Annotated in this window: 25 protein-coding genes; 19 read left to right on the forward strand and 6 right to left on the reverse strand. The window is 73.3% G+C overall.

What is annotated here, in order from left to right:
• Positions 1-7: 7 nt before the first annotated feature.
• Positions 8-1240, forward strand: coding sequence for a radical SAM family heme chaperone HemW (gene hemW, locus ABD954_RS23140; protein ID WP_345488422.1), 1233 nt, complete (start codon positions 8-10; stop codon positions 1238-1240).
• A 70-nt stretch (positions 1241-1310) separates the two neighbouring features.
• On the opposite strand, the gene ABD954_RS23145 is transcribed toward hemW, so the two are convergent.
• Positions 1311-2114: a DUF3097 domain-containing protein gene (locus tag ABD954_RS23145; RefSeq protein ID WP_345488424.1), complete on the reverse strand. Its 804-nt coding sequence runs from the start codon at positions 2112-2114 to the stop codon at positions 1311-1313.
• Between the two features lie 10 nt (positions 2115-2124).
• Complete coding sequence (locus tag ABD954_RS23150; RefSeq protein WP_345488426.1) at positions 2125-2871, reverse strand: MBL fold metallo-hydrolase; 747 nt, start codon at positions 2869-2871, stop codon at positions 2125-2127.
• Between the two features lie 155 nt (positions 2872-3026).
• Here ABD954_RS23150 and hrcA point away from each other — a divergent pair, with 155 nt between their 5' ends.
• The 7 genes from hrcA to ABD954_RS23185 all read left to right on the forward strand — a co-directional run bounded on the left by hrcA (position 3027) and on the right by ABD954_RS23185 (position 9532).
• Positions 3027-4046 carry a heat-inducible transcriptional repressor HrcA gene (gene hrcA / locus ABD954_RS23155; RefSeq protein ID WP_345488429.1) on the forward strand — a complete coding sequence of 340 codons (1020 nt, stop codon included), beginning with the start codon at positions 3027-3029 and terminating at the stop codon, positions 4044-4046.
• On the forward strand, positions 4047-5183 hold the full coding sequence (gene dnaJ, locus ABD954_RS23160; protein ID WP_345488431.1) for a molecular chaperone DnaJ: 1137 nt from the start codon (positions 4047-4049) through the stop codon (positions 5181-5183).
• Positions 5184-5304: 121 nt separating this feature from the next.
• Positions 5305-6396, forward strand: coding sequence for a nitronate monooxygenase (locus tag ABD954_RS23165; protein ID WP_345488433.1), 1092 nt, complete (start codon positions 5305-5307; stop codon positions 6394-6396).
• Positions 6393-7136, forward strand: a complete 744-nt coding sequence (locus ABD954_RS23170) for a 16S rRNA (uracil(1498)-N(3))-methyltransferase (RefSeq protein WP_345488435.1) — start codon at positions 6393-6395, stop codon at positions 7134-7136. The genes ABD954_RS23165 and ABD954_RS23170 overlap by 4 nt, the downstream gene beginning before the upstream one ends.
• A 109-nt stretch (positions 7137-7245) precedes the next feature.
• Positions 7246-7605, forward strand: coding sequence for a histidine triad nucleotide-binding protein (locus ABD954_RS23175; RefSeq protein WP_345488437.1), 360 nt, complete (start codon positions 7246-7248; stop codon positions 7603-7605).
• A 19-nt stretch (positions 7606-7624) separates the two neighbouring features.
• Positions 7625-8527: a ribonuclease Z gene (locus tag ABD954_RS23180; protein WP_345488439.1), complete on the forward strand. Its 903-nt coding sequence runs from the start codon at positions 7625-7627 to the stop codon at positions 8525-8527.
• Between the two features lie 9 nt (positions 8528-8536).
• Positions 8537-9532, forward strand: a complete 996-nt coding sequence (locus tag ABD954_RS23185) for an adenosine deaminase (RefSeq protein ID WP_345488441.1) — start codon at positions 8537-8539, stop codon at positions 9530-9532.
• Here the strand turns inward: ABD954_RS23185 and ABD954_RS23190 are convergent.
• On the reverse strand, positions 9507-11174 hold the full coding sequence (locus tag ABD954_RS23190; protein WP_345488443.1) for an ABC-F family ATP-binding cassette domain-containing protein: 1668 nt from the start codon (positions 11172-11174) through the stop codon (positions 9507-9509). The two genes, ABD954_RS23185 and ABD954_RS23190, sit on opposite strands and share 26 nt — an antisense overlap.
• Before the next feature lie 154 nt (positions 11175-11328).
• Positions 11329-11676, reverse strand: a complete 348-nt coding sequence (locus tag ABD954_RS23195; protein ID WP_345488445.1) for a DoxX family protein — start codon at positions 11674-11676, stop codon at positions 11329-11331.
• Between the two features lie 95 nt (positions 11677-11771).
• Here ABD954_RS23195 and ABD954_RS23200 point away from each other — a divergent pair, with 95 nt between their 5' ends.
• Positions 11772-12212: a MarR family winged helix-turn-helix transcriptional regulator gene (locus ABD954_RS23200; protein ID WP_345488447.1), complete on the forward strand. Its 441-nt coding sequence runs from the start codon at positions 11772-11774 to the stop codon at positions 12210-12212.
• A 195-nt stretch (positions 12213-12407) separates the two neighbouring features.
• Here ABD954_RS23200 and ABD954_RS23205 read toward each other — a convergent pair whose 3' ends face one another.
• Positions 12408-13748, reverse strand: coding sequence for an MFS transporter (locus ABD954_RS23205; protein WP_345488449.1), 1341 nt, complete (start codon positions 13746-13748; stop codon positions 12408-12410).
• Positions 13749-13982: 234 nt separating this feature from the next.
• Here ABD954_RS23205 and ABD954_RS23210 point away from each other — a divergent pair, with 234 nt between their 5' ends.
• The 5 genes from ABD954_RS23210 (at position 13983) to ABD954_RS23230 (ending at position 18513) form a co-directional block, all read left to right on the forward strand.
• Positions 13983-15119, forward strand: a complete 1137-nt coding sequence (locus ABD954_RS23210) for a carbohydrate kinase family protein (RefSeq protein ID WP_382745828.1) — start codon at positions 13983-13985, stop codon at positions 15117-15119.
• 148 nt (positions 15120-15267) lie between these two features.
• Positions 15268-16332: a PhoH family protein gene (locus ABD954_RS23215; protein ID WP_345488453.1), complete on the forward strand. Its 1065-nt coding sequence runs from the start codon at positions 15268-15270 to the stop codon at positions 16330-16332.
• A 12-nt stretch (positions 16333-16344) separates the two neighbouring features.
• The gene (gene ybeY / locus ABD954_RS23220; protein ID WP_345488455.1) at positions 16345-16842 is read left to right on the forward strand and encodes an rRNA maturation RNase YbeY; all 498 of its coding nucleotides are present in this window, start codon (positions 16345-16347) and stop codon (positions 16840-16842) included.
• A gap of 10 nt (positions 16843-16852) precedes the next feature.
• On the forward strand, positions 16853-18163 hold the full coding sequence (locus tag ABD954_RS23225) for a hemolysin family protein (protein WP_345488457.1): 1311 nt from the start codon (positions 16853-16855) through the stop codon (positions 18161-18163).
• The gene (locus ABD954_RS23230; RefSeq protein WP_345488459.1) at positions 18160-18513 is read left to right on the forward strand and encodes an MmcQ/YjbR family DNA-binding protein; all 354 of its coding nucleotides are present in this window, start codon (positions 18160-18162) and stop codon (positions 18511-18513) included. The genes ABD954_RS23225 and ABD954_RS23230 overlap by 4 nt, the downstream gene beginning before the upstream one ends.
• Position 18514: 1 nt before the next feature.
• Here the strand turns inward: ABD954_RS23230 and ABD954_RS23235 are convergent, their stop codons facing one another.
• Positions 18515-19978 (reverse strand): MFS transporter, encoded by a 1464-nt coding sequence (locus tag ABD954_RS23235; RefSeq protein ID WP_345488461.1) that lies wholly within the window; start codon positions 19976-19978, stop codon positions 18515-18517.
• A 92-nt stretch (positions 19979-20070) separates the two neighbouring features.
• On the opposite strand from ABD954_RS23235, the gene ABD954_RS23240 reads away from it, so the two are divergent.
• From ABD954_RS23240 to ABD954_RS23260, 5 genes are all read left to right on the forward strand, one after another.
• Positions 20071-20958 (forward strand): helix-turn-helix transcriptional regulator, encoded by an 888-nt coding sequence (locus tag ABD954_RS23240; RefSeq protein WP_345488463.1) that lies wholly within the window; start codon positions 20071-20073, stop codon positions 20956-20958.
• A gap of 120 nt (positions 20959-21078) precedes the next feature.
• Positions 21079-21807: a hypothetical protein gene (locus ABD954_RS23245; RefSeq protein ID WP_345488465.1), complete on the forward strand. Its 729-nt coding sequence runs from the start codon at positions 21079-21081 to the stop codon at positions 21805-21807.
• A gap of 41 nt (positions 21808-21848) precedes the next feature.
• The gene (locus tag ABD954_RS23250) at positions 21849-22211 is read left to right on the forward strand and encodes a cytidine deaminase (RefSeq protein WP_345488467.1); all 363 of its coding nucleotides are present in this window, start codon (positions 21849-21851) and stop codon (positions 22209-22211) included.
• A 194-nt stretch (positions 22212-22405) separates the two neighbouring features.
• Positions 22406-22885: a hypothetical protein gene (locus ABD954_RS23255; protein WP_345488469.1), complete on the forward strand. Its 480-nt coding sequence runs from the start codon at positions 22406-22408 to the stop codon at positions 22883-22885.
• 188 nt (positions 22886-23073) lie between these two features.
• Positions 23074-24420, forward strand: a complete 1347-nt coding sequence (locus ABD954_RS23260; RefSeq protein WP_345488471.1) for a beta-xylosidase — start codon at positions 23074-23076, stop codon at positions 24418-24420.
• The last annotated feature ends 49 nt before the right edge of the window (positions 24421-24469 follow it).

Genomic DNA, 24469 nt, shown 5'->3' on the forward strand with positions numbered 1-24469 from the left:
TGGGCTCATGCCTTCCGTACTGCCCGATGGTGAGCCCATGCCCGACGACGGGGCGCTGCCCGCGCACGCCCTGCAGGGGGCCGGGGAGCGTCCGCTCGGGTTCTATCTGCACGTGCCGTACTGCGCCACCCGGTGCGGCTACTGCGACTTCAACACCTACACCGCGAGCGAGCTGCGCGGCGCCGGCGGCGTGCTCGCCTCCCGGGAGAACTACGCCGGGCAGGTGGCCGAGGAGATACGGCTCGCCCGCAAGGTCCTCGGCGACGACCCGCGCCCGGTGCGGACCGTCTTCGTCGGCGGCGGCACCCCCACGCTGCTGGACGCGGCCGACCTCGTGTCGATGCTGGCGTCCGTCCGCGACGAGTTCGGGCTCGCCGACGACGCCGAGGTGACGACCGAGGCCAACCCGGAGTCCGTGAGCCCGGCCTATCTGGAGGAGCTGCGGGCGGGCGGCTTCAACCGGATCTCCTTCGGCATGCAGAGCGCCCGTCAGCACGTCCTGAAGATCCTCGACCGCAGCCACACCCCCGGCCGCCCCGAGGCATGCGTCGCGGAGGCGCGTGCGGCCGGCTTCGATCACGTCAACCTCGACCTCATCTACGGCACGCCCGGCGAGTCCGACGACGACTGGCGGGCCTCCCTCGACGCGGCGATCGGCGCCGGGCCCGACCACGTCAGCGCCTACGCGCTCATCGTGGAGGAGGGCACCCAGCTGGCCCGGCGCATCCGGCGCGGCGAGATACCGATGACCGACGACGACGTGCACGCCGACCGGTACCTGATGACCGAGGAGGCGCTCTCCGGGGCCGGGTTCGAGTGGTACGAGGTGTCCAACTGGGCCACCTCCGAGGCCGGCCGCTGCCTCCACAACGAGCTCTACTGGCGCGGCGCCGACTGGTGGGGCGCCGGACCGGGCGCGCACAGCCACGTGGGCGGCGTGCGGTGGTGGAACGTCAAGCACCCCGGCGCCTACGCGGCGGCCCTGGGCGAAGGACGGTCCCCCGGCGCCGGGCGCGAGGTGCTGTCGGAGGAGGACCGGCGGGTCGAGCGGATCCTGCTGGAGCTCCGGCTCCGGGAGGGCTGCCCCCTGGACCTGCTCCACCCGGCGGGCCTGGCCGCGGCCCGGCGTGCCCTCTCGGACGGCCTGCTGGACCCGGAACCGTACGCGCGGGGCCGCGCGGTCCTGACCCTGCGGGGGCGGCTGCTGGCGGACGCGGTGGTGCGGGACCTGGTGGACTAGGGCGAGGCCCGGCCGCCGGCGCGCGGAGAGCGGAGAACAGCCGTCGAAGGGTTCGACGGACGGCTCGCCGTCATGGCACGGTCACATGGTCGATCAAGTGCTCGACCGCGCCCAGCAGCTCCGGTTCCAGGTCCTTGTAGGAGCGGACGCGGGACAGGATGTGCTGCCAGGCCGCGCCGGTGTTCTCCGGCCAGCCGAGGGCGCGGCAGACGCCCGTCTTCCAGTCCTGGCCGCGGGGGACCGTCGGCCAGGCGGGGATGCCCAGGGCGGCGGGCTTCACGGCCTGCCAGACGTCGACGTAGGGGTGGCCGACGACGAGGACGTCGGGGGAGGAGACCTGGGCGGCGATGCGGGACTCCTTGGAGCCCGGCACCAGGTGGTCGACCAGGACGCCGAGACGGGCGTCCGGGGCGGGGGCGAACTCGGCGACGATGGCCGGAAGGTCGTCGACGCCCTCCAGGTACTCCACCACCACGCCCTCGATCCGCAGGTCGTCGCCCCACACCCGCTCCACCAGTTCCGCGTCGTGGCGGCCCTCGACGTAGATCCGGCCCGCACGGGCGACCCGCGCCCGGGCGCCGGGGACGGCGATCGAGCCGGAGGCGGTGCGGGCGGGCCGCTCGGGCGCCGGGCGCGAGGGGCGGACCAGGGTGACGACCCGGCCCTCCAGGAGGAAGCCGCGCGGCTCCATCGGGAAGACCCGGTGCTTGCCGAAGCGGTCCTCCAGGGTCACCGTGCCCGCCTCACAGCGGATCACCGCCCCGCAGAAGCCCGTCGTGACCTCCTCGACCACGAGGTCACGGTCCGCCGGGACCTCCGGCACGGGCGCCGAGCGCTTCCAGGGAGGTGTCAGATCCGGGTTGTAGCTGCGCATTCGGGGGACGTTATGCGACGGAGAAGCGCCGTGCCAGTTCATCGCGCTGGCGTCGCACGAACGCCGCGTCGACCACCGCCCCGTGGCCCGGCACGTACAGGGCGTCCTCGCCGCCCAGGGACAGCAGACGGTCCAGGGCGTCCGGCCAGCGGGAGGGGACGGCGTCGGGGCCGGCCTGAGGTTCGCCGGACTCCTCGACCAGGTCGCCGCAGAAGACGATCTCCCGCTCACCCGGGACGAGCAGCACCAGGTCGTGGCCCGAGTGACCGGGGCCGACGTTGGCGAGGAGGACCTGCCGGCCGCCCAGGTCGAGGGTCCACTCGCCGGAGACGGTGTGGCGCGGGGCGACCAGGGCCTCGGCGGCCTCCGCCGCCTCCCGCGCGTCCACCCCCTGCCGTACCGCGTCCTTGCGCAGCTCCTCGCGCTCGCGCGGCAGCAGCGTGTCCATGCCCACCGCCCCGAAGACCTCGGCGCCGGCGAAGACCGCCGTGCCGAGCACGTGGTCGAAGTGCGGATGGCTCAGTGCGACATGTGTCACCTCGCGGCCGCCCGTGAGCTCCGCCACCTGGGCGCCCAGCTCGGCGCCCTGCGCGAGGGTGGCTCCCGTGTCGTACAGCAGGACCGCCTCGGGGGCCACGACCAGGCCGACGGTGGCGTCCCAACCAGGCAATCGGCGCCTGCCCACGCTGTCCGTGAGCCGCTCCCAGCCCAGCTCCGCCCACCGTCCCGTACGACCGTTCCCGCCGTCCACGTCCATGCCGCGACCCTAGCGGCTGTGCCGACGCCGACGCCGCCTCCTTGCCAGGAGCGATGTCCGCCGCCGTACACTGGCCGGGGATTCCTGGCACTCGGGCAGGGCGAGTGCCAAAAGCGGAGCAACCGGAACCGGATCGACAGCTGGAGGTGCGCGCGATGCTCAGCGAACGCAGACTCGAGGTGCTGCGCGCCATCGTCCAGGACTACGTCGGGACGGAGGAGCCGGTCGGCTCCAAGGCGCTGACCGAGCGCCACAAGCTCGGCGTCTCGCCGGCCACCGTGCGCAACGACATGGCGGTCCTGGAGGAGGAGGGGTACATCGCCCAGCCCCACACCAGCGCCGGGCGCATCCCCACCGACAAGGGCTACCGCCTCTTCGTCGACCGGCTGGCCGGTGTCAAGCCGCTGTCGACCCCCGAGCGGCGGGCGATCCACAACTTCCTCGACGGGGCCGTCGACCTCGACGACGTCGTGGGCCGCACGGTCCGGCTGCTCGCGCAGCTGACCCGTCAGGTCGCCGTCGTGCAGTACCCCTCGCTGACCCGTTCGACGGTGCGGCACGTGGAACTGCTGTCGCTGGCGCCCGCGCGGCTGATGCTGGTGCTGATCACCGACACCGGCCGCGTCGAGCAGCGGGTGATCGACTGCCCGGCGCCCTTCGGCGAGACCTCCCTCGCCGACCTGCGGGCCCGGCTCAACAGCCGGGTCGTCGGCCGCCGCTTCGCGGACGTGCCGCAGCTGGTGCAGGACCTGCCGGAGTCCTTCGAGGACAGCGAGGACCGCGGCACGGTCTCGACGGTGCTCGCGACCCTCCTGGAGACCCTCGTGGAGGAGCACGAGGAGCGGCTCATGATCGGCGGAACCGCCAATCTGACCCGCTTCGGGCACGACTTCCCCCTGACGATCAGGCCCGTCCTGGAAGCCCTTGAGGAGCAGGTCGTGCTCCTCAAGCTGCTCGGCGAGGCCAAGGAATCGGGCATGACCGTACGGATCGGGCACGAGAACGCCCACGAGGGCCTGACGTCCACGTCCGTCGTCTCGGTCGGCTACGGTTCCGGCGGCGAGGCAGTCGCCAAACTCGGCGTGGTCGGACCGACCCGCATGGACTACCCCGGAACGATGGGAGCGGTACGCGCAGTGGCACGTTACGTCGGACAGATCCTGGCGGAGTCGTAAGTGGCCACGGACTATTACGCCGTCCTCGGCGTGCGTCGCGACGCCTCGCAGGACGAGATCAAGAAGGCCTTCCGCCGACTCGCCCGCGAGCTTCACCCGGACGTGAATCCGGACCCGAAGACGCAGGAGCGGTTCAAGGAGATCAACGCCGCGTACGAGGTCCTGTCGGACCCGCAGAAGAAGCAGGTCTACGACCTCGGCGGCGACCCCCTGTCCTCCTCCGGGGGCGGCGGGGCCGGCGGCTTCGGCGCGGGCGGCTTCGGGAACTTCTCGGACATCATGGACGCCTTCTTCGGTACGGCGTCCCAGCGCGGCCCGCGCTCGCGCACCCGGCGCGGCCAGGACGCGATGATCCGGCTGGAGATCACGCTCGACGAGGCGGCCTTCGGCACCACGAAGGACATCCAGGTCGACACGGCCGTCGTCTGCACCACCTGCTCCGGCGAGGGCGCCGCGCCCGGCACCTCCGCGCAGACCTGTGACATGTGCCGCGGCCGCGGTGAGGTCTCCCAGGTCACCCGGTCCTTCCTGGGTCAGGTCATGACCTCCCGGCCCTGCCCCCAGTGCCAGGGCTTCGGCACCGTCGTCCCGACCCCGTGCCCGGAGTGCGCGGGTGACGGCCGGGTCCGTTCCCGCCGCACGCTCACGGTCAAGATCCCGGCCGGTGTCGACAACGGCACGCGGATCCAGCTCGCCGGTGAGGGCGAGGTCGGCCCCGGCGGCGGCCCGGCCGGTGACCTGTACGTCGAGATCCACGAGGTCCCGCACGAGGTCTTCCAGCGGCGCGGCGACGACCTGCACTGCACGGTGACCATCCCGATGACGGCGGCCTCGCTCGGTACGAAGGTGCAGCTGCAGACCCTCGACGGTCTGGAGGACGTGGACATCCGTCCGGGCACCCAGTCCGGCCAGTCGATCCCCCTGCACGGCCGCGGCGTCACCCACCTGCGGGGCAACGGCCGGGGCGACCTGATCGTCCACGTCGAGGTCCAGACCCCGACGAAGCTCGACGCGGAGCAGGAGCGCCTGCTGCGCGAGCTGGCCAAGCTGCGCGGCGAGGAGCGCCCGCTGGGACAGTTCCAGCCGGGCCAGCAGGGCCTGTTCTCGCGCCTGAAGGACGCGTTCAACGGGCGCTAGGCGCTCTGCCGGGGGTGCCGCGAAGGTGTCCTGGGCCGCAGGCATATGCGACGGGGTCCCGCACGTGTGCGGGGCCCCGTCGGCGTTCGGCGGGCCGGACGGGCATGACACGATTGCCCGCATGTCCAGCTCGCTGAGCGGTCTCTCCCGCCACCCGATCGTGCAGGCCCCCATGGCGGGCGGCGCCTCCTGCCCGGAGCTCGTCGGTGCCGTGTGCGAGGCGGGAGCGCTCGGGTTCCTGGCCGGCGGCTACAAGACCGCGGGCGGGCTGTACCAGGAGATCAAGCAGGTCCGCGCGCTCACCGGCCGGCCCTTCGGGGTCAACCTGTTCATGCCGCCGAGCGGCCAGCCCGCCGACCCCGCCGCCGTCGAGGTCTACCGCCACCAGCTGGCCGGTGAGGCCACCTGGTACGAGACCGAGCTCGGCGACGCCGAGCAGGGCAGGGACGACGGGTACGAGGCCAAGCTGGCGATCCTCCTCGACGACCCCGTGCCGGTCGTCTCCTTCACCTTCGGCTGCCCCGACCGCGACGCGCTCGACGCCTTCGCACGGGCCGGTACGTTCACGATCGTCACCGTCACCTCCGTCGACGAGGCCCGGACCGCCGAGCGCGCCGGCGCGGGCGCGGTCTGCGTGCAGGGCACCGAGGCGGGCGGGCACCAGGGCACCCACCGCGACGATCCGGCCGACGGACCCTGCGCCGGCATCGGCCGCGGCCTGCTGCCGCTGCTCACGGAGGTCCGGGAGAGCGTCCGGCTGCCGGTCGTCGCGACCGGCGGCATCATGCGCGGCCGGCAGATCGCCGCCGTCCTCGCGGCCGGCGCCGACGCCGCCCAGCTCGGCACCGCCTTCCTCGTCTGCCCCGAGTCGGGCGCGCACCCGCTGCACAAGCGGGCCCTGACCGACCCCCTCTTCGTCCGCACCGAGCTCACCCGGGCCTTCTCCGGTCGGCCGGCCCGGGGCCTGGTGAACCGTTTCATGCGCGAGCACGGCCCGTACGCGCCCGCCGCCTACCCCGAGGTCCACCACCTCACCGCCCCGCTGCGCAAGGCCGCCGCGACCGCGGGGGACCCGCAGGGCATGGCCCTGTGGGCCGGGCAGGGCCACCGTCTGGCGCGGGACCTGCCGGCCGGCCGGCTCGTGGAGGTCCTCGCCGCCGAACTCGACGCCGCCCTCGCCGGGCGGCCCGACAGCACCAGGAGCACATCGTGACCGCACCCGTCTTCGTCGTCGACGCCGTGCCCGCCGTCGGCGGGTTCCTCCTCGACGGGCCCGAGGGCCGCCACGCCGTGTCCGTGAAGCGGCTGCGCGCGGGGGAGGAGCTGGTGCTCACCGACGGGCGGGGCGCCTGGGCCGAGTGCGTGGTGGCCGCCGCCGAGGGCAAGGACCAGCTGACCGTCGACGTCACCGCCGTCCACGAGGACCCCGAGCCCGCGCCCCGTGTCACCGTCGTCCAGGCCCTGCCCAAGGGCGACCGCGGCGAGCTGGCCGTCGAGACCATGACGGAGACCGGCGTGGACGCGATCGTGCCGTGGGCCGCGTCCCGCTGCATCACCCAGTGGAAGGGCGAGCGCGGTCTGAAGGCCCTCGCCAAGTGGCGCGCCACCGCCCGCGAAGCCGGCAAGCAGTCGCGCCGCAGCCGCTTCCCCGAGGTCGCCGAGCTCATGACCGGCAAGCAGGTCGCGACCCTCCTCGCGGACGCCGACTTCGCCGCCGTCCTGCACGAGGACCGCGCGCACCCGAGCGGGGCCCTGGCCACCGCCGACCTGCCCCGGGAGGGCTCGATCGTCCTCGTGGTGGGGCCCGAGGGCGGGGTGTCCCCGGACGAGCTGGCGCTGTTCGAGGAGGCCGGGGCGAAGCCGTACCGCCTCGGGCCGAGCGTGCTGCGCACCTCCACGGCGGGCACGGCGGCCGCCGCGCTGGTGCTCGGCCGCACGGGACGCTGGTCGTAGGCGCCCCAGGGACGGCGAGCGGGTCGGGGGGCCCGGTCGGCGGTCGCTGTCGGCGGCCCCCGATAGCATGCGGGGTGAACTGATCGACAGAGGCGAGGAGGCCCGGGCCATGGCCGGAGAGCCGCAGAGCGACTGCCTGTTCTGCAAGATCGCGGAGGGGGAGGTGCCGGCGACGATCGTGCGCGAGACCGAGACGACGGTGGCGTTCCGCGACATCAACCCCCAGGCGCCGACGCACGTCCTGGTCATCCCGCGCCTGCACTACCCCGACGCCGCCTCCCTGGCCGCCGCCGCGCCGACCGTCGCCGCGGACGTGCTGCGCGAGGCCGGCGAGGTCGCCGCGCAGGAGAAGGTCGACGGCAGCGGCTTCCGGATCGTCTTCAACACGGGCGCGGGCGCGGGGCAGACCGTCTTCCACGCCCACGCGCACGTGCTCGGCGGCCGCGGCCTCAACTGGCCGCCCGGATAGGGCAGGACGGATCGCTCCCTTGTCCGTACGCGAACTGGTCGTCCTCGGCACGGCCAGCCAGGTCCCGACCCGGCACCGCAACCACAACGGCTATCTGCTCCGCTGGGACGGGCAGGGCATCCTCTTCGACCCCGGCGAGGGCACCCAGCGGCAGATGCTCAGGGCCGGGGTGGCGGCGCACGACCTGGACCGGATCTGTGTCACGCACTTCCACGGCGACCACTCCCTCGGTCTGGCCGGGGTGATCCAGCGGATCAACCTCGACCAGGTCCCGCACCCGGTCACCGCGCACTACCCCGCGAGCGGGCAGCGCTTCTTCGAGCGGCTGCGGTACGCCACGGCCTACCGGGAGACGGTGAAGCTGGCCGAGGTCCCGGTCGCCGCGGACGGGCCGCTCGCGGTCACCGAGTCGTACACGCTCGAGGCGCACCGGCTCTCCCACCCCGTGGAGTCGTACGGCTACCGGCTCGTCGAGCCGGACGGGCGCCGCATCCTGCCCGAGCGGCTGGCGGCGCACGGCATCAAGGGCCCCGACGTGGGCCGCATCCAGCGCGAGGGCGTCCTGGACGGCGTCACCCTGGAGCAGGTGAGCGAGGTCCGGCGCGGACAGCGGTTCGCCTTCGTCATGGACACCCGGCTGTGCGACGGGGTGCACGCGCTCGCCGAGGGCGCCGACATGCTGGTGATCGAATCGACGTTCCTCGACGAGGACGTGCAGCTCGCCGTGGACCACGGCCATCTGACGGCCGGCCAGGCGGCGGCGGTCGCCCGGGACGCCGGCGTGCGGCACCTGGTGCTGACGCACTTCTCGCAGCGGTACACCGATCCGGAGGAGTTCGAGCGGCAGGCGCGGGCGGCGGGGTTCGAGGGGGAGCTGAGCATTGCCCAGGACCTGATGAGGGTCCCCGTACCGAAGAGATAGACGAGCACCGTGCCCGTACCCAAGGCCGAACTGCACCTCCACATCGAAGGGACGCTCGAACCCGAGCTCGCCTTCGCGCTCGCCGAGCGCAACGGCGTCACCCTGCCGTACGCGGACACCGAGGCGCTGCGTGAGGCGTACCGTTTCAGCGATCTGCAGTCCTTCCTGGACCTGTACTACGCCCTGATGGCGGTCCTGCGCACCGCCGAGGACTTCACCGACCTCGCCGACGCCTATCTGGCGCGGGCCGCGGAGCAGGGCGTGCGGCACGCCGAGATCTTCTTCGACCCGCAGGCGCACCGGGCGCGCGGGGTGCCGATCGGTGTCGTGGTGGAGGGGCTCGGCGCGGCCCTGGACCGGGCCGAGGAGCGGCACGGGATCTCCACGCGGCTCATCATGTGCTTCCTGCGCGACGAGCCGGCCGAGTCGGCGATGGCGACGCTGGAGGCCGCGAAGCCGTATCTGGACCGGATCACCGGCGTGGGCCTGGACTCGGCGGAGGTCGGTCATCCGCCGGCGAAGTTCCGCGAGGTGTACGAGGAGGCCGCCCGGCTCGGTCTGCGGCGGGTCGCGCACGCGGGGGAGGAGGGCCCGGCGGAGTACGTCCGCGAGGCCCTCGACGTTCTCGGCGTGGAGCGGATCGACCACGGTCTGCGCTGCCTGGAGGATCCGTCGCTCGTCGAGCGGCTCGTCCGCGAGCGGGTGCCGCTGACGCTGTGCCCGCTGTCCAACGTGCGGCTGCGGGCGGTCGACGTCCTGGAGGAGCACCCACTGCGGGCGATGCTGGAGGCGGGACTCGTGGCGACGGTCAACTCCGACGACCCCGCGTACTTCGGCGGCTACGTGGGCGACACCTTCGACGCGGTGCGGGACGCGCTGTCCCTGACGCCGGAGCAGCTGCGGACCCTCGCGCGGAACTCCTTCCTGGCCTCCTTCCTGGAGGACGACGAGGCACGGCGGGAGCGGTACCTGGCGGAGGTCAGCGCGTACGACTTCGGGGCGTAGCCCCCGCCCCCGCCCCCTTCCCCGCACCCGCCGCAGCGGACGCGGAAGCCAGGGCCGGGGGTTCGGCCGGGGCCAGTTCCAGGCGGCGGCCCCGGAAGCCCTCCCGCAGGCGCCGGTCGTGGCTGACGACCACCAGCGTGCCCCGGTAGGCCGCGAGGGCGGCCTCGATCTCCTCCACCAGGCCGGGGGCCAGGTGGTTGGTCGGCTCGTCGAGGAGCAGCAGGTCGGCGGGTGCCGTCACGAGCCGGGCCAGTTCCAACTTGCGGCGCTGGCCGGTCGACAGGAGCCGTACCGGGGTCGCCAGGTCCCGGGCGGCGAAGAGCCCGAGGGCGAGCAGTTCGTCCTCGCGGCCCTCGCCGAAGGCTTCGGCGACGGTGCGGGGATCGGTGGGCGCGGCGGTGTCCTGGCGGAGCAGCCCGACGCGGGCAGGGGCCTTCACCGTGCCGGTGTCGGGGAGGACCTCGCCCGCGAGGACCTTCAGGAGGGTGGTCTTGCCGGCGCCGTTCGGGCCGGTCACCAGGAGCCGTTCGCCCGCGTCCAAGTGGAGGGCGTCCAGCCGGAGCCGGCCGGCCACCCGGAGCCCGGTCAGCTCGACGGGGCCGCCCTCGCCCTGCGGGGCGGCACGGAAGCGCAGCGGCTCGGGGGGTGGGGGCACCGGGTGGGAGGTGAGCCGGGCGAGCCGCTCGCGGGCGGCACGGATGCGGCTCATCGCCCCGTGCGCCCGTGACCGGGCGCGGAAGGCGCCGGCCCCGCTGAACGAGGCGGGGGCCTTGCGCGGGATGGCGCTGAAGCGGTCGATGGTGCTGTCCGCGAGCGCCGTGTACCGGGCCAGCTCGGCCTTCCACTCCTCGTGCTCCCGCTGCCTGCGGGCCCGTTCGGCGGCGCGGCCGGCGAGGTAGCCGGCATAGCCGTTGCCGTACCGGCGCAGGGTGTGGCGGTCCTCGTCGACCTCCAGGACGGCGGTGGTGACCCGTTCGAGGAAGACGCGGTCGTGCGAGACGGCCACGACCGTGCCCCGGTGGGTGCGCAGCCGCTCCTCCAGCCAGGCCACGGCCTCGTCGTCGAGGTCGTTGGTGGGCTCGTCGAGCAGGAGCAGTTCGGGCTCGGCCGCGAGGACGGCGGCGAGGGCGAGCCGGGAGCGCTGACCGCCCGAGAGGGTGCCGAGGGGGCGGTCGCGGTCGAGCGGGCCGGGTTCGCCGAGCCGGCGGAGGGTGGTCTCGACCCGGCGGTCGGCCTCGGGGCCGCCGCGCGCCTCGTAGGCGGCGAGCAGCTCCGCGTACCCGGCGAGGTCGCCGGTGTCCGCGAGGGCCGCCTCCGCCGCGCGGATCGCCCGCTCCAGCGCCCGTATCTCCGCCAGTGCCCGTTCGACGGCCTCGCCGACGGTGGCGGCCGGCGGGAGGTCGAGGGTCTGGGCGAGATGGCCGAGGCCGCCGGGGGCCTCGACGGCCACGGTGCCGTTGTCGGCGCTCTCGAGGCTGGCGAGGAGCCGGAGCAGGGTGGACTTCCCCGAACCGTTGTCCCCGATGACGCCGAGGCGCTCGCCGGGCCGGACGGTGAGGGAGACGCGGTCGAGCACGGTGCGGTGGTGGACGTGCCGGTCGTCGTAGCGCTTGGTGACCTCGGTGAGTTGGGCACGGAACAAGGGCGGTCTCCTGGCGTCGACTCGATGGCGATGACCTTCGCGAGACGGATCGTCTCGCGAGGACATCTCGACGGTACGGCAGAGGCGACGCCATTGCAAGACGAGACGTCTCGTATTGCCTCGATCGAGGAGGGGTGACTGTCCGTGCCGCCGGTCAGGCGGACGCGATGCGCAGGGCGAGCGCCACCGCCGACAGGAGCGTCAGGACGGCCGCCGGAGCCAGTGCGTAGTCCTTCGCGCGGATGTGGGTCACGACGGCGCCCGCGAAATAGAGCACGAGGCCCGCGGCCGCCGCCTCGCCCAGGAGGGGTACGGCCAGGCCGACGAGCAGGCCGAGGGCGCCCGCCGCCTTGGCCGCCCCCAGCCACGGCAGCCAGGAAGCGGGTACGCCCAGCTTCGTCATGTTGTCGACGATCGCCGGCTTGCGGGTGAGGGTCATGAAGGCGGATCCGGAAGTGGCGAGTGCGAGGAGTGTCGCGAGGGCGGCGTAGGCGATGAACATGGTGGAGCTGCTCCAATGCTGTCGTCAAGAAAACCATTGAACAGTATCAATGATTTTTGGCGCTCCATAATAAAGCCGCTGTTACCGTGGACGGCATGGCAGCTCTCCCGACCGACCGCCTCGGCTTCCTCCTCTCCTTCCGCGGAGAGCTCACCGGTGCCCGCATCCGTGCCGCCCTGGGCGTCGCCGGGCTGCACCCCCGCCACGCGATGACGCTGATGCGACTCGCTCCCGCGGCCATGAGCCAGCGCGACCTGGCCGCCGCGATGGAGGTCGACCCCAGCCAGCTGGTGGCGATCCTCAATGAGCTGGAGGCCGACGGGCTCGCCGAGCGGCGGCGCGACCCTGCCGACCGGCGCCGTCACATCGTGGAGATCACCGACGCCGGCGCGGCGGTCCTGGAACGCGTCGACGCGGCCGTGAGCGCCGCCGAGCGCGAGATCTTCGGCGACCTCACCGAGGCCGAACAGGCCCTCCTACGCAGCCTGCTGGACCGGATCGTGGTGGACGCGGCCGACCACGTCTGCGGCGAGTAGCCCCGGTCCGCGAGAACGGCGTCCGGCCCCGGCTAGCGAGAACGGCGCCCGGCCCCGGCTAGCGAGAACGGCGCCCGGCCCCGGCCCGCGGGAACGGCGCCCGGCCCCGGCCCGGAGCGGACGCCCGACCCCGGCCCGCGAAAGCGGCGCCCAGCCCCGGCCGAAAAGGACGCCCAGCCCCGGCCCTTGGGGCGCTTACCCCCGGTCCGCCGGCCTCGCCAGACGGAACGCCGACTTCGCCGCCCGGCGGCGTGCGGTCGCGACCGGGATCTCCGTGACCTCCTGCTCCGGTGCGCCCAGCTGCGGGAGCAGGGAGGGAGGGGTGGCGGTCGTGGCCGCGAGCACGGCGGCCGGGGCGCCGCCGCGGCGGCGGATGGAACCGGGGACGAGCGGGCGCCCGGCGACGTGCCGCGCGACGGCGGTCATGGGAACGGCCACCAGGAGCAGCAGCACGCACAGGGTCGCGCCCATGCCGCGGTAACCGGCCGCCTCCGACAGGACGCTGCCCGTCACGGGGCCGCAGGCCACGCCCAGTGAGGACGCCGAGCCGACCATGACGGCCCACCGCCCGCGCGGATCGAGCGAGGCGGCGAGTCCGAGCAGGTACGACAGGACGACCGGGTAGGCCGCGTTCCACAGGATCTCGCCCGTCGCGAAGGTGACCGGCCCCTCGGCGGCCGAACTGAGCAGCACGCAGCCGGCGATCAGCGCCGTACCCGCCCCGATCGGCACCGCGCGCCCGAGCCGCGAGCCGAGCGCGCCGGCCGCGATGACGCCCACGAGCCCGGCGCCGAGCGCGGCCGCGAACACCATGCCCAGCGACACCTCGGACAGCCCCGCCTGGGTCAGACCGATCCGGCCGCTGACGCCCCACAGCGCGTTCTGCGCCATCGACCACAGCAGGATCCCGCACGCGAGGACCGTCCCCGCCGGCCGCTGCGGCAGCGGCCCCGTCACCGGCGCCTCGCGCACCACGGGCGTTCCGTTCGGCAGCCACGCCGTCACCGGCCACACCAGCAGCGCCGTGCCCCCGATCGCCGCGAACGGCAGCGCGTGGCCGCCGCCCAGGTGCGGCAGCGTCAGATACAGCGCGCCCGCCGCCGCCGAGACCGACAACAGGCCGAGTGCCGAGGCCCGGTGGGGATCGGGGCGGCCCGCGATCCCGGCCGCCGCCACCGCCGTCGCCGTACCGGACCCGAAGCCGCCGACGACCGCGCCCGCCACGACCGGCAGCACCGCGTCCGTCACCGCCGCCGTGCCGTAACCCACGGCCATCGCCGCGAGTCCGAGGCGCGCCGCCCGGCGCGGACCGATCCGCTCCCCGTGCGCGGCCAGCGTGAAGCCCGCCGAGGCCGAGCCGAGCAGCAGGACCGAGCCGACCAGGCCGGCCTGGGTCGCACCGAGGCCGAGCCCGGCCGACAGCCGGCCGACGACCGTCGGCAGCAGATACGGGGCGAGATAGCCCGCGGTGAAGAGGGCGACGAGGGCGGCGAGAGCGGCACGCGCCCCCAGGGCACGCGGGCGGCGCGACGGCATGGGCGTTCCAGGAACCGGACGAGAAAGTGAGACGGCGCCCGGTGAGCCACGGGGTCGCGGCACCATGTGTATCAAGCATCCGAGTGGGCGGAGAAGCCGTTATCCCCCGATTCATTCTGTGATCCGAGTCACCATCGACAGGGGAGAGGTTTGACGCGCGATGATCACGGGTAACCGGCGGCGAATTCGTTGTGCCGAGCCCCTCTCCCCGGCCCCTTCCGGCACACTGTCCGCATCAGCACCACGACCGGGGAGCCTGCCGTGACCGACCGCGACATCGACCTCGCCGACGTCGACCCGCTGGTGCGCCTGCGCGAGCCCAGCGATCCCGACTGCGACGTCTTCCTCACCGGCACGGTCTTCCTCGACATCATCTTCACCGGCCTCGACAGCGCACCCGTGCGCGGCACCGAGTCCTGGGCCCGCGGCATGGGATCCAGCCCCGGCGGCGTCGCCAACATGGCCACCGCGCTCGCCCGCCTCGGCCTGCGCACCTCCCTCGCGGCCGCCTTCGGCGACGACCACTACGGCGAGTACTGCTGGGACGCCCTGGAGCAGGGCGAGGGCATCGACCTCGGCCTCTCCCGCACCGTCCCCGGCTGGCACTCGCCCGTCACCGTCTCCATGGCGTACGAGGGCGAGCGGACCATGGTCTCCCACGGCCACGCCGCCCCGCCCGTCGACGGCGCCCCGCCCGCCTACCCGCCCCGCGCCCGCGCCGCCGTCGCCTCCCTGGTCCCCGGCCGCAGCGAGGAGTGGGTGGCCCGCGCCGCCCGCGGCGGCGCCAAGATCTTCGCCGACGTCGGCTGGGACGACACCGGCCGCTGGGACCTGGCCGGCCTGACCGACCTGGAGCACTGCGAGGCCTTCCTGCCCAACGCCGCCGAGGCGATGCGCTACACCCGCACCGACTGCCCGCGCGCCGCCGCCCACGCCCTCGCCGACAAGGTCCGCTACGCCGTCGTCACCCTCGGCTCCGAGGGCGCCTACGCCGTCGACGGGGCCACCGGCGAGACGGCCGAGGTCCCCGCCATCCAGGTCTCCGCCCTCGACCCCACCGGAGCCGGGGACGTCTTCGTCGCCGGCTTCGTCACCGGCACCCTGGCCGACTGGCCCCTCGCCGACCGGCTCGCCTTCGCCGGGCTCACCGCCGCCCTGTCCGTGCAGGAGTTCGGCGGCTCCCTCTCCGCGCCCACCTGGGGCGAGATCGCCGCCTGGTGGCAGCACGTCCAGGGCCACGAAGGCCAGGACCCCGCCGCCCTCCGCGCCCGCTACGCCTTCCTGGAGCGGCTCCTGCCGGGCCAGGACCGCCCCTGGCCGCTGCGCCGCGCGGTCCCCACCATCGGCTTCCGCCCCGCTCCCGCCCCCTGACACGGCCCCGCCCCGCCCCCGCGCCGGGGCGGCCGCCGGTAAAAGGCTTCTGGGTTGTCCGGCCCGAGTCGTAGGCTTGGTCTCCGAGAGGTTGTCGAGCAGCGAGAACCCTGCGACAGGAGGTATGCGCAGGCCATAGTGCCGGCCCATGACTCAGCCACCCACAGCCCACGCCCCCGCGCCGGGGCAGGCACGCGCACAGTTCACCGTCCCCGCGAAGCACCCGATGGTGACGATGCTGGGTTCCGGCGACTCCTTGCTGCGCGTGATCGAGAAGGCGTTCCCGGCGACGGACATCCACGTCCGGGGAAACGAGATCAGCGCGATCGGTGACGCGAGGGAAGTCGCACTGATCCAGCGTCTGTTCGACGAGATGATGCTGGTGCTCCGCACCGGACAGCCGATGACGGAGGATGCCGTGGAACGTTCGATCGCCATGCTGCGGGAGGAGACCGGAGACCCGGCGGCCGAGACGCCCTCCGAGGTGCTCACGCAGAACATCCTCTCCAGCCGCGGTCGCACCATCCGCCCCAAGACGCTCAACCAGAAGCGCTACGTCGACGCCATCGACAAGCACACCATCGTCTTCGGCATCGGCCCCGCCGGCACCGGCAAGACGTATCTGGCCATGGCCAAGGCGGTCCAGGCCCTGCAGTCCAAGCAGGTCACCCGGATCATCCTGACCCGCCCGGCCGTCGAGGCGGGCGAGCGGCTCGGCTTCCTGCCCGGCACGCTCTACGAGAAGATCGACCCGTATCTGCGGCCGCTCTACGACGCGCTGCACGACATGCTCGACCCCGACACGATCCCCAAGCTCATGGCCAACGGGACGATCGAGGTCGCGCCGCTGGCGTACATGCGAGGCCGCACGCTCAACGACGCGTTCATCATCCTCGACGAGGCGCAGAACACGAACCCCGAGCAGATGAAGATGTTCCTCACCCGCCTCGGCTTCGACTCGAAGATCGTCATCACCGGTGACATCACCCAGGTCGACCTCCCCGGCGGCACGAAGAGCGGTCTGCGTCAGGTCAGGGACATCCTCGAAGGGGTCCCCGACGTCCACTTCTCGGCCCTCACGTCGCAGGATGTCGTACGGCACAAGCTCGTCGGCCGTATCGTCGACGCGTACGAGCAGTACGACAGCCGCAACGGCGGCCGCGAGGGCGGCGGCCGGGACGGCGGCCGTCACGAGAGCCGCAACGGGAAGTAGAAGCAGCAGCACATGTCGATCGACGTCAACAACGAGTCCGGAACCGAGGTCGACGAGCAGGCGATCCTCGACATCGCCCGCTACGCGCTCGGCCGCATGCGCATCCACCCGCTCTCCGAGCTCTCGGTGATCGTCGTGGACGCCGAGGCGATGGAGCAGCTCCACATCCAGTGGATGGACCTGCCGGGCCCGACGGACGTCATGTCCTTCCCGATGGACGAGCTGCGCCCGCCGGCGAAGGACGACGAGGAGCCCCCGCAGGGGCTCCTCGGCGACATCGTGCTCTGCCCCGAGGTGGCCAAGAAGCAGGGCGAGGACGCCCCGACGCAGCACTCCATGGACGAGGAGCTCCAGCTCCTGACCGTCCACGGAGTGCTGCACCTGCTCGGCTACGACCACGAGGAGCCGGACGAGAAGGCCGAGATGTTCGGCCTCCAGGCCGCCATCGTGGACGGCTGGCGCGCGGAGAAGGGCCTCACCGGCCCGTCGCCGGCGCCCACCGTCTCCTGAGCGGGACACCATGACTGCTCAGCTGATCCTGGGCGCGGTCGCCCTCGTCATCGTCGCCTGGCTCGCCGCCTGCGCGGAGGCCGGCATCGCCCGCGTCTCCAGCTTCCGCGCCGCCGAGGCCGTACGGTCCGGCCGGCGCGGCGCCGACAAGCTCGCCCAGGTCGCCTCCGACCCCACCCGCTACCTCAACGTGGCGCTGCTCGTCCGCGTCGCCTGCGAGATGTCGGCCGGCGTCCTCGTCACGTACGCCTGTCTGGAGGAGTTCCCCGAGACCTGGGAAGCGCTGCTCATCGCGATGGCCGTCATGGTGCTCGTGTCGTACGTCGCCGTCGGCGTCTCGCCGCGCACCATCGGCCGCCAGCACCCGCTGAACACGGCGACCGCCGCCGCGTACGTGCTGCTGCCGCTGGCCCGGATCATGGGCCCGGTCCCGCAGCTGCTCATCCTCATCGGCAACGCGCTCACTCCCGGCAAGGGCTTCCGCAAGGGCCCCTTCGCCTCCGAGGCCGAGCTGCGGGCCATGGTCGACCTCGCCGAGCAGGAGTCGCTGATCGAGGACGAGGAGCGCCGGATGGTGCACTCGGTGTTCGAGCTCGGCGACACCCTGGTGCGGGAGGTGATGGTGCCGCGCACCGACCTCGTCTGCATCGAGCGGTACAAGACCGTCCGCCAGGCCCTCACCCTGGCGCTGCGCTCCGGCTTCTCGCGCATCCCGGTGACCGGGGAGAACGAGGACGACATCGTCGGCATCGTGTATCTGAAGGACCTGGTCCGCAAGACGCACATCAACCGGGAGGCCGAGGCCGACCTGGTGTCCACCGCGATGCGCCCGGCGGCCTTCGTGCCCGACACCAAGAACGCGGGCGATCTGCTGCGGGAAATGCAGCAGGAGCGCAACCACGTCGCCGTCGTCATCGACGAGTACGGCGGCACGGCCGGGATCGTCACCATCGAGGACATCCTGGAGGAGATCGTCGGCGAGATCACCGACGAGTACGACCGGGAGCTGCCGCCCGTCGAGGAGCTCGGCGAGGACCGCTACCGGGTCACCGCCCGCCTGGACATCGGCGACCTCGGCGAGCTGTACGGGTTCGGGCCCGACGAGTACGACGACGAGGACGTGGAGACCGTCGGCGGACTGCTCGCCAAGGCCCTCGGCCGCGTGCCGATCGCCGGTGCCAACGCGGTCGTGGAGCTGCCCGACGGGCGGGCGCTGAGGCTGACCGCCGAATCGCCCGCCGGCCGCCGGAACAAGATCGTGACCGTGCTCGTCGAACCGGTCGGCAAGGGCGGCGAGGGGGAGGAGACGGCCGAGCGATGACGCCCGACCAGCTGCGCGCGTTGTGTCTGGAGTTCAACGACGCGAGCGAGGAGTTCCCGTTCGGCCCGGACGTGTCCGTCTTCAAGGTCGCGGGGAAGGTGTTCGCGCTGTCCTGGCTGGACGCCGAGCCGCTGCGGGTCAATCTGAAGTGCGATCCGGAGGACGCCGTACGGCTCCGGGAGGAGCACCCGGCGATCGCCCCCGGCTATCACATGAACAAGCGGCACTGGAACACCGTGACCGTGGCCGAGCTCCCGGACCGGATGGTCCGGGAGCTGGTCGAGGACTCCTACGACCTGGTCGTCGCCGGCCTGCCGAAGGCCGTACGGCTCCGTCTCGACCGGCCGTAGCTCACTTCGCGCGCCGCAGCCCCACGGCGACCAGCACCGCCGCCGCCAGCACGATCGCCGCGTCCAGCGCGAGCACCGTGCGCACGCCCGCGTACAGGCTGCTCCCGGTGGTGGCGAGGACGCCGAGCATCGGGATGCCGACGGTGAGGCCGACCTGCTGGGTCGTGGTGACCAGGCCGGTCGCCAGGCCCTGCTCCTCGTCGGGGACCCCGGAGGTGACGGTCACCCCGTACGCGATGATCGCGCCCAGGTGGAACATGGAGGCGAGGGAGACGGCGACCCCGGCGAGGACCGCGCCCGAGCCGGTGCCGATGCCGAGCAGCGCGGCGGTCAGCAGCCCCTGTCCGGCGAGCCCGGCGACCAGGGTGCGGCGGGCGCCGAAGCGGCCGATGACCTTCGGCACGAGCGTGCCCGCGAGGACCGACAGGACGCCCTGGATCCCGAAGAGGAGCCCGGTGACGAAGGACGACAGGCCCAGCGTCTCCTGGAGGTAGAGCGTCAGGGCGAAGATGACCGTCGACATCATCGAGAAGGTGACCAGACCGCCCAGGTTGCCGAAGGCGATCGTGCGCCGCTTCAGCATCGGCAGCGACACCAGCGGGGCGTCGCTGCGGGACTCCACGAGGCCGAAGGACACGAGCAGCGCCACGCCGGCGACCAGGGTGAGCTGGACGTCCAGGCCGCCGAAGCCGCGTTCGGCCGCCGTCGACAGGGCGTAGATCAGGGCGAGCAGACCGCCGGTGACGGTCACCGCGCCCGGCACGTCGAGCCGGGGGCGTTCGGGGGTGCGCGACTCGGGCAGCAGACCGGGCGCCAGCGGCAGCACGATCAGGGTGAACAGGGCGAGCAGGCCCATGGTGGAGCGCCAGCCGAGGGTGTCGGTCATGACCCCGCCGAGGATCATGCCGACGGTGAAGCCGAGCGAGAGCAGGGTGCCGGAGATGCCGAGCGCCCGGTCGCGCTGCGGGCCCTCGGGGAAGGTGGTGGTCAGCAGGGACATGCCGGTCGGGACGATCATGGCGGCGCCGACGCCCTGGAAGGCGCGGCCGGCCAGGAAGGAGGCCGGGTCCCAGGCGAAGGTGGCCAGCAGGGAGGCCGAGCCGAAGAGCGCGAGGCCGATGAGGAACAGCTTCCGGCGCCCGTACAGGTCGCCGACGCGGCCGGACAGCAGCAGGAAGCCGCCGGAGGGCAGGGCGAACGCGGTCACCGCCCACTGGAGGGCGGCGGGGCTCATTCCGAGGTCGGCGCCGAGGACGGGCAGGGCCACGTTCAGGACGGAGAAGTCCAGGGCGACCATGAACTGGGCGGCGCACAGGACGAGAAGGATGAGCCGGGCGCGGCCGGTGATCGCCGAGGAGGCCGGGGCGGTCACGGGGGAGAGGGCGGGATCCGGTACGGGGGCGGGCGTGGGATCCGTCGCGGGGGAGGTTCCGGGGCCGGCCGGAGGAGGGGTCGTGGTTGCCATGGCCACGACTCTCCCGGCGCGGGAATGCCGCTGGGGAGCGGGAACTTATCCTGTTGGTCGCACCACCAGGCATCCAGGGGGAGGAAGCGCACGTGGCCACGGCAGTGGGGAGCACGGACAGGAAGGCGCACCGGCGGGCCGAGCTCCGCGAGTTCCTGATGAGCCGCCGGGCCCGGGTGACGCCCGCCGAGGCCGGTCTGCCGGACGGCGGCGCCCGCCGCCGCACGCCGGGCCTGCGCCGCGAGGAGGTCGCCGTCCTCGCCGGGGTCGGGGTGTCCTGGTACCAGTGGCTGGAGCAGGGGCGGGACATCACCGTCTCCCCGCAGGTGATCGACGCGGTGGCGCGGGTGCTGCGGCTCAGCCCGGCGGAGCGGCGCCATCTGTACGTCCTGGCGGGGCTCAACCCGCCCGCGCCGGAGGTCGATCCGCAGTCCGCGGACATGTGCCAGGGCCTCAGACGGCTCATCGAGGCGTGGATGCCGTTCCCGGCGCACATCATGGACGCCTACTGGAACACGCTCATGTACAACGACGCGGCGTCCTTCGTCCTCGGCATGCGGCCGGAGATCGTGCAGAACTGCCTGATCTCCTTCTTCACCGACCCGATCTACCGCTCCCGGGCGGGCGGCTGGGAGGAGCTGGCGCCCAAGATCGTCGCCCAGTTCCGCGCCGCCTGCTCGGAGCGCCCCGACGACGACGGGTTCCGGACGGTGGCCGAGGAGGCGAGGGCGGCCAGCGCCGAGTTCGCGGAGCTGTGGGAGCGGCGGGACGTCATGCCGGGCGGGCAGATCCGCAAGGTCCTCGACCATCCGCTGGTCGGCCCGCTCCACCTGGAGTCCACCCAACTGCGCATCCCCGCCCGCCCCGACCTGGCGATCGTGCTCCACACCCCGCTGCCGGAGGCCGACACGGCGGCGAAGCTGGAGTGGCTGGCGTCGCCGGAGGGCCGGCGCGAGGCGATGTGTCCGGTGGCGGGCTGAGCGAACTCCCGCGCGGCGAAGGGCTGTCACCCGGGCCGTATAGGCTGCTCGCCGCTCGGTCGCACCTGTGCGCGACCAGGCTCTTCCGGTCATCTCCCCACCCTCAAGAGGCAGTTCACCATGCGTACTCGCATCAGCCGCGGCCTGGCCGCCGCCCTCGCCGTCTCCGCCCTCTCGCTGACCGCCGCGTGCGGCGGCGGTGAGACGGACGGCGCCAAGAAGGACGGCGCCGACAAGCCGTCCGCCGGCATGACCTCGCCCGGGGCGCCCACGTCGGAGGCCGCGGCGGCGCCGCTGACCGACGCTCAGATGAAGGCCGGTGCACTGGAGCTGAAGGATCTGCCGTCGGGGTGGAAGACCACCAAGCGGCAGACGGGCAGCGTGGTCTACAAGGCCGAGAAGCCCGAGTGCCAGCCGATCGCCGCGCTGATGAGCGGCGACCTGGACGGTGCCACCAAGGGCCCGAGCGTCGACTTCGCCCTCGGCAACAACGCCTCCGAGATCAGCGAGGACGTCGTCACCTTCCCCGGCACCGGCGCGGCCGACTTCACCAAGAAGCTCACCACGGCCCTGGACGGCTGCCCCGACTTCGCCGTCACGGCCGACGGCGCGAAGATGAAGTTCACGGTGAAGAAGATCGCCGCCCCGCAGGGAGCCGAGGAGGCGCACGCCTTCGAGATCGGCATGGAGGTCACGCCCGGCATCACGATCAAGCCGAACCTGGTCTTCGTCCGCCAGGGCACCGGCGTCCTGCGCTTCCTGCACCTCGCGGACGCGGCCGGAAAGAAGGAGTACGACGCCCTCGCCGGGCTCGCCACCGACAAGTTCGTCAAGGCCGCGCAGGGCTGAGCCCCCGCACCGCCCGTAGCGCCCCGCCCTATCCTCGGATCATGACACTCAACCGCGAGCACGACGACCTCGGCGCAGAGGACCTCAAGATCATCACGCTGGCGCGCAGCGCCCGCGCCCGCAACGGGGTCGCGGAGGGCGCGGCGGTACGGGACGAGACCGGGCGGACGTATGTCGCCGGGACCGTCGCCCTGGAGTCGCTCAAGCTGAGCGCGCTCCAGACGGCGGTCGCCATGGCCGTGGCCAGTGGCGCCCAGTCGCTGGAGGCCGCGGCCGTCGTCTCCACCGCCGAGGCCGCGTCCGACGCGGACCGCGCGGCGGTGCGGGACCTGGGCGGGCCGGAGACCCCGGTGCTGCTCGCGGGTCCCGACGGGCGGCTTCGGGTGGCGGTCACGGCGGGCTGAACACCGTACGGACGCGGGAGGGGCCCGGCGGCGGCATGCGCCGGGCCCCTCGCGCACGACTGCCGCACGGCCCTTGTGCTCTTGTGAAGAATGCGCGTCAATGGCAGCGCGGCCGTCCGACGGTCCGTCAGAAACGCGTCCTCACGCAGTGCCCGCACCCCTGCGTTCGTCATCGGAAGGGGTACGACCACACCATGAGAAGCAGCAGCACCTTGGGGATCCTCGCGGTGCTCTCCGGAGCGCTCGCCGCCGCCGGCCTCGCCCTCGCGCCGGGCGCCGCCGCCGTCTCGCCGGGCACGGCCACGGCGACCTACGACTGCGGGTCGTGGGGCGGTGGCGGTGCCACCCTCACCGCCACGCAGAACGGCACCGCCGCCACGATCACGATCACCTCCGCCGTGAAGACGCCGATCGCGGTCGGCGCCGACCAGATCGGCGCCACACTCACGATGGCCAAGGCCGGCGGCGGCACCCGGGTCTTCACCGGCAAGAAGAACCCGCCGCTCGCCGCGAACCAGTCGGTCACCATCGGCCCGCTCGGTGGGACCGTCGCCTCCGGTGACAGGCTCAACTCCTTCTTCGCGGGTACCGCGCTCAAGATGGTGATCTTCGGGGTCACAGTGAACTGCGACGCGCTCACCTCTCAGTCCCCCGGGCCCTTCGTGTTCGGCTGAGCTCGTCCCGCACGACCGGCCGGTGCCGCCGACGGCGGCACCGGCCACCGTTGTGACCTGGGGAAACCCCACCCGCCGACCGAACCTGACAGCATCTGATGGGTCATCAGTCGGTGCGTTTCGACTCCCTTGACTTCTCTCGGCCGCCAGCCGTCAATGGCGCCCTCTCATCCCTCAGGAGGGGCCCCATGGCACTCGACCCACCCCGAGCCGCGGCGCGAAGACGGCGTCGCTGGACCGCCGCCCTCGGCGCCGGCGCGCTCGCCCTCACCGCGGGCGGAGCACTCGCCACCCCGGCCGGCGCCCTCACCACGGCCGCCGCGCCCGTGGAGTTCGCCACCCGCTGCGTCCCCCCGCCGATCGCCGGCATCCCGCCCATCGACGGCACCACCACCGCACAGATCACCGTCGACAACGCCGCGCCCAAGGTCGGCGACACCGTCACCGTCACCTACACCGTCACCAGGCCCGCCGCCTCCAACCCGGTGGACCTCGCCCTCCCCGCCGACATCATGACCCCGAGCGGCACGGTCGCCCTCGGCGGCGCCCAGTCCGGCTCCGTCACCGTCACCGGCCCCAAGAAGAACCCGCCCGTCCCCGGCAAGGGCGCCTTCCCGGCGTTCTCCATGACCGGCACCTTCACCGTCACCGCGCCCGGCGCGATCACCCTCTCGCCCGGGGACTACAACATCCACACCAGCTACCTCATGGAGCTGGACACCCCCTGCACCGTCAAGAACCCGCCCGCGCCCGTCTCCGAGACCGTCACCGCCACCGACCGCCCCGACGCCGACGAACGGGCCCTCCGGCTCGACAACGCCTCCGGGGCACCCGGCGTCCGCGTCACCGTCACCGGCAGCGGATTCACCCCGCTCACCGAGGTCACCGTCACCGGCCGGGCCGGAGCGGCCGAGACCGCCGACCGCATGACCGTCACGACCGACAGCGACGGCGCCTTCGCCGCCCGCCTGAAGGTCAACGACAAGGCGACCACCGGCATCGTGGCGTACGAGGGCCCCGCCTGGGACCCCGCCAAGGGCGCCGGCCCCGTCCCGTACCAGGTCGTCGACGACACCCCGGCCCCGCCGAACAGCCAGAAGATCACCACCTCGGTCAGGGCCGGTGAACTGTCCATGACCCAGGCCGGCGACGCCGTCCAGCTCACCGCCGTCGACTTCGGGCAGGGCGGCGCCGCCACCGGCGCGCTGCGGACCGTGACCGTCAAGGACTTCCGCGGCGGCCCCGCCGGCTGGTCCCTGACCGGGAAGGTCACCGACTTCACCGGCCCCGGCGGCGCCATCGGCGCCGGAAAGCTCAGCTGGACCCCGGCCTGCGCCACCCGGGCCGGCAGCCCCAGCACCTGCGTCCCCGGCAGCCCCGGCCCCGTCGGCACCGACGGCGCCACCCTCGCCTCCACCGCGAACGGCACGCTCACCGGAGGCGAGTTCACCGTCGACGCGGAACTCTCCCTCGACGTCCCGGCCTTCACCGCGCCGGGCGCCTACGCGGGCGTGCTCACGCTCACGCTGTCCTGACCGCCCGGCGGGCCGGGCGCACACCCGGCCGGCCCGCCCCACTCCACCC

It is taken from the genome of Streptomyces roseoviridis, from assembly GCF_039535235.1.
In the GTDB taxonomy this organism is placed as follows: Bacteria; Actinomycetota; Actinomycetes; order Streptomycetales; family Streptomycetaceae; genus Streptomyces; species Streptomyces roseoviridis.

Bases quoted from the DNA above. Each gene is read 5' to 3' on its own strand.
- hemW (WP_345488422.1), top strand. From the start codon at position 8: ATGCCTTCCGTACTGCCCGATGGTGAGCCCATGCCCGACGACGGGGCG.
- ABD954_RS23145 (WP_345488424.1), bottom strand. From the start codon at position 2,114: ATGCGCAGCTACAACCCGGATCTGACACCTCCCTGGAAGCGCTCGGCG.
- ABD954_RS23150 (WP_345488426.1), bottom strand. From the start codon at position 2,871: ATGGACGTGGACGGCGGGAACGGTCGTACGGGACGGTGGGCGGAGCTG.
- hrcA (WP_345488429.1), top strand. From the start codon at position 3,027: ATGCTCAGCGAACGCAGACTCGAGGTGCTGCGCGCCATCGTCCAGGAC.
- ABD954_RS23165 (WP_345488433.1), top strand. From the start codon at position 5,305: ATGTCCAGCTCGCTGAGCGGTCTCTCCCGCCACCCGATCGTGCAGGCC.
- ABD954_RS23175 (WP_345488437.1), top strand. From the start codon at position 7,246: ATGGCCGGAGAGCCGCAGAGCGACTGCCTGTTCTGCAAGATCGCGGAG.
- ABD954_RS23195 (WP_345488445.1), bottom strand. From the start codon at position 11,676: ATGTTCATCGCCTACGCCGCCCTCGCGACACTCCTCGCACTCGCCACT.
- ABD954_RS23200 (WP_345488447.1), top strand. From the start codon at position 11,772: ATGGCAGCTCTCCCGACCGACCGCCTCGGCTTCCTCCTCTCCTTCCGC.
- ABD954_RS23205 (WP_345488449.1), bottom strand. From the start codon at position 13,748: ATGCCGTCGCGCCGCCCGCGTGCCCTGGGGGCGCGTGCCGCTCTCGCC.
- ABD954_RS23215 (WP_345488453.1), top strand. From the start codon at position 15,268: ATGACTCAGCCACCCACAGCCCACGCCCCCGCGCCGGGGCAGGCACGC.
- ybeY (WP_345488455.1), top strand. From the start codon at position 16,345: ATGTCGATCGACGTCAACAACGAGTCCGGAACCGAGGTCGACGAGCAG.
- ABD954_RS23225 (WP_345488457.1), top strand. From the start codon at position 16,853: ATGACTGCTCAGCTGATCCTGGGCGCGGTCGCCCTCGTCATCGTCGCC.
- ABD954_RS23230 (WP_345488459.1), top strand. From the start codon at position 18,160: ATGACGCCCGACCAGCTGCGCGCGTTGTGTCTGGAGTTCAACGACGCG.
- ABD954_RS23235 (WP_345488461.1), bottom strand. From the start codon at position 19,978: ATGGCAACCACGACCCCTCCTCCGGCCGGCCCCGGAACCTCCCCCGCG.
- ABD954_RS23245 (WP_345488465.1), top strand. From the start codon at position 21,079: ATGCGTACTCGCATCAGCCGCGGCCTGGCCGCCGCCCTCGCCGTCTCC.
- ABD954_RS23250 (WP_345488467.1), top strand. From the start codon at position 21,849: ATGACACTCAACCGCGAGCACGACGACCTCGGCGCAGAGGACCTCAAG.
- ABD954_RS23255 (WP_345488469.1), top strand. From the start codon at position 22,406: ATGAGAAGCAGCAGCACCTTGGGGATCCTCGCGGTGCTCTCCGGAGCG.
- ABD954_RS23260 (WP_345488471.1), top strand. From the start codon at position 23,074: ATGGCACTCGACCCACCCCGAGCCGCGGCGCGAAGACGGCGTCGCTGG.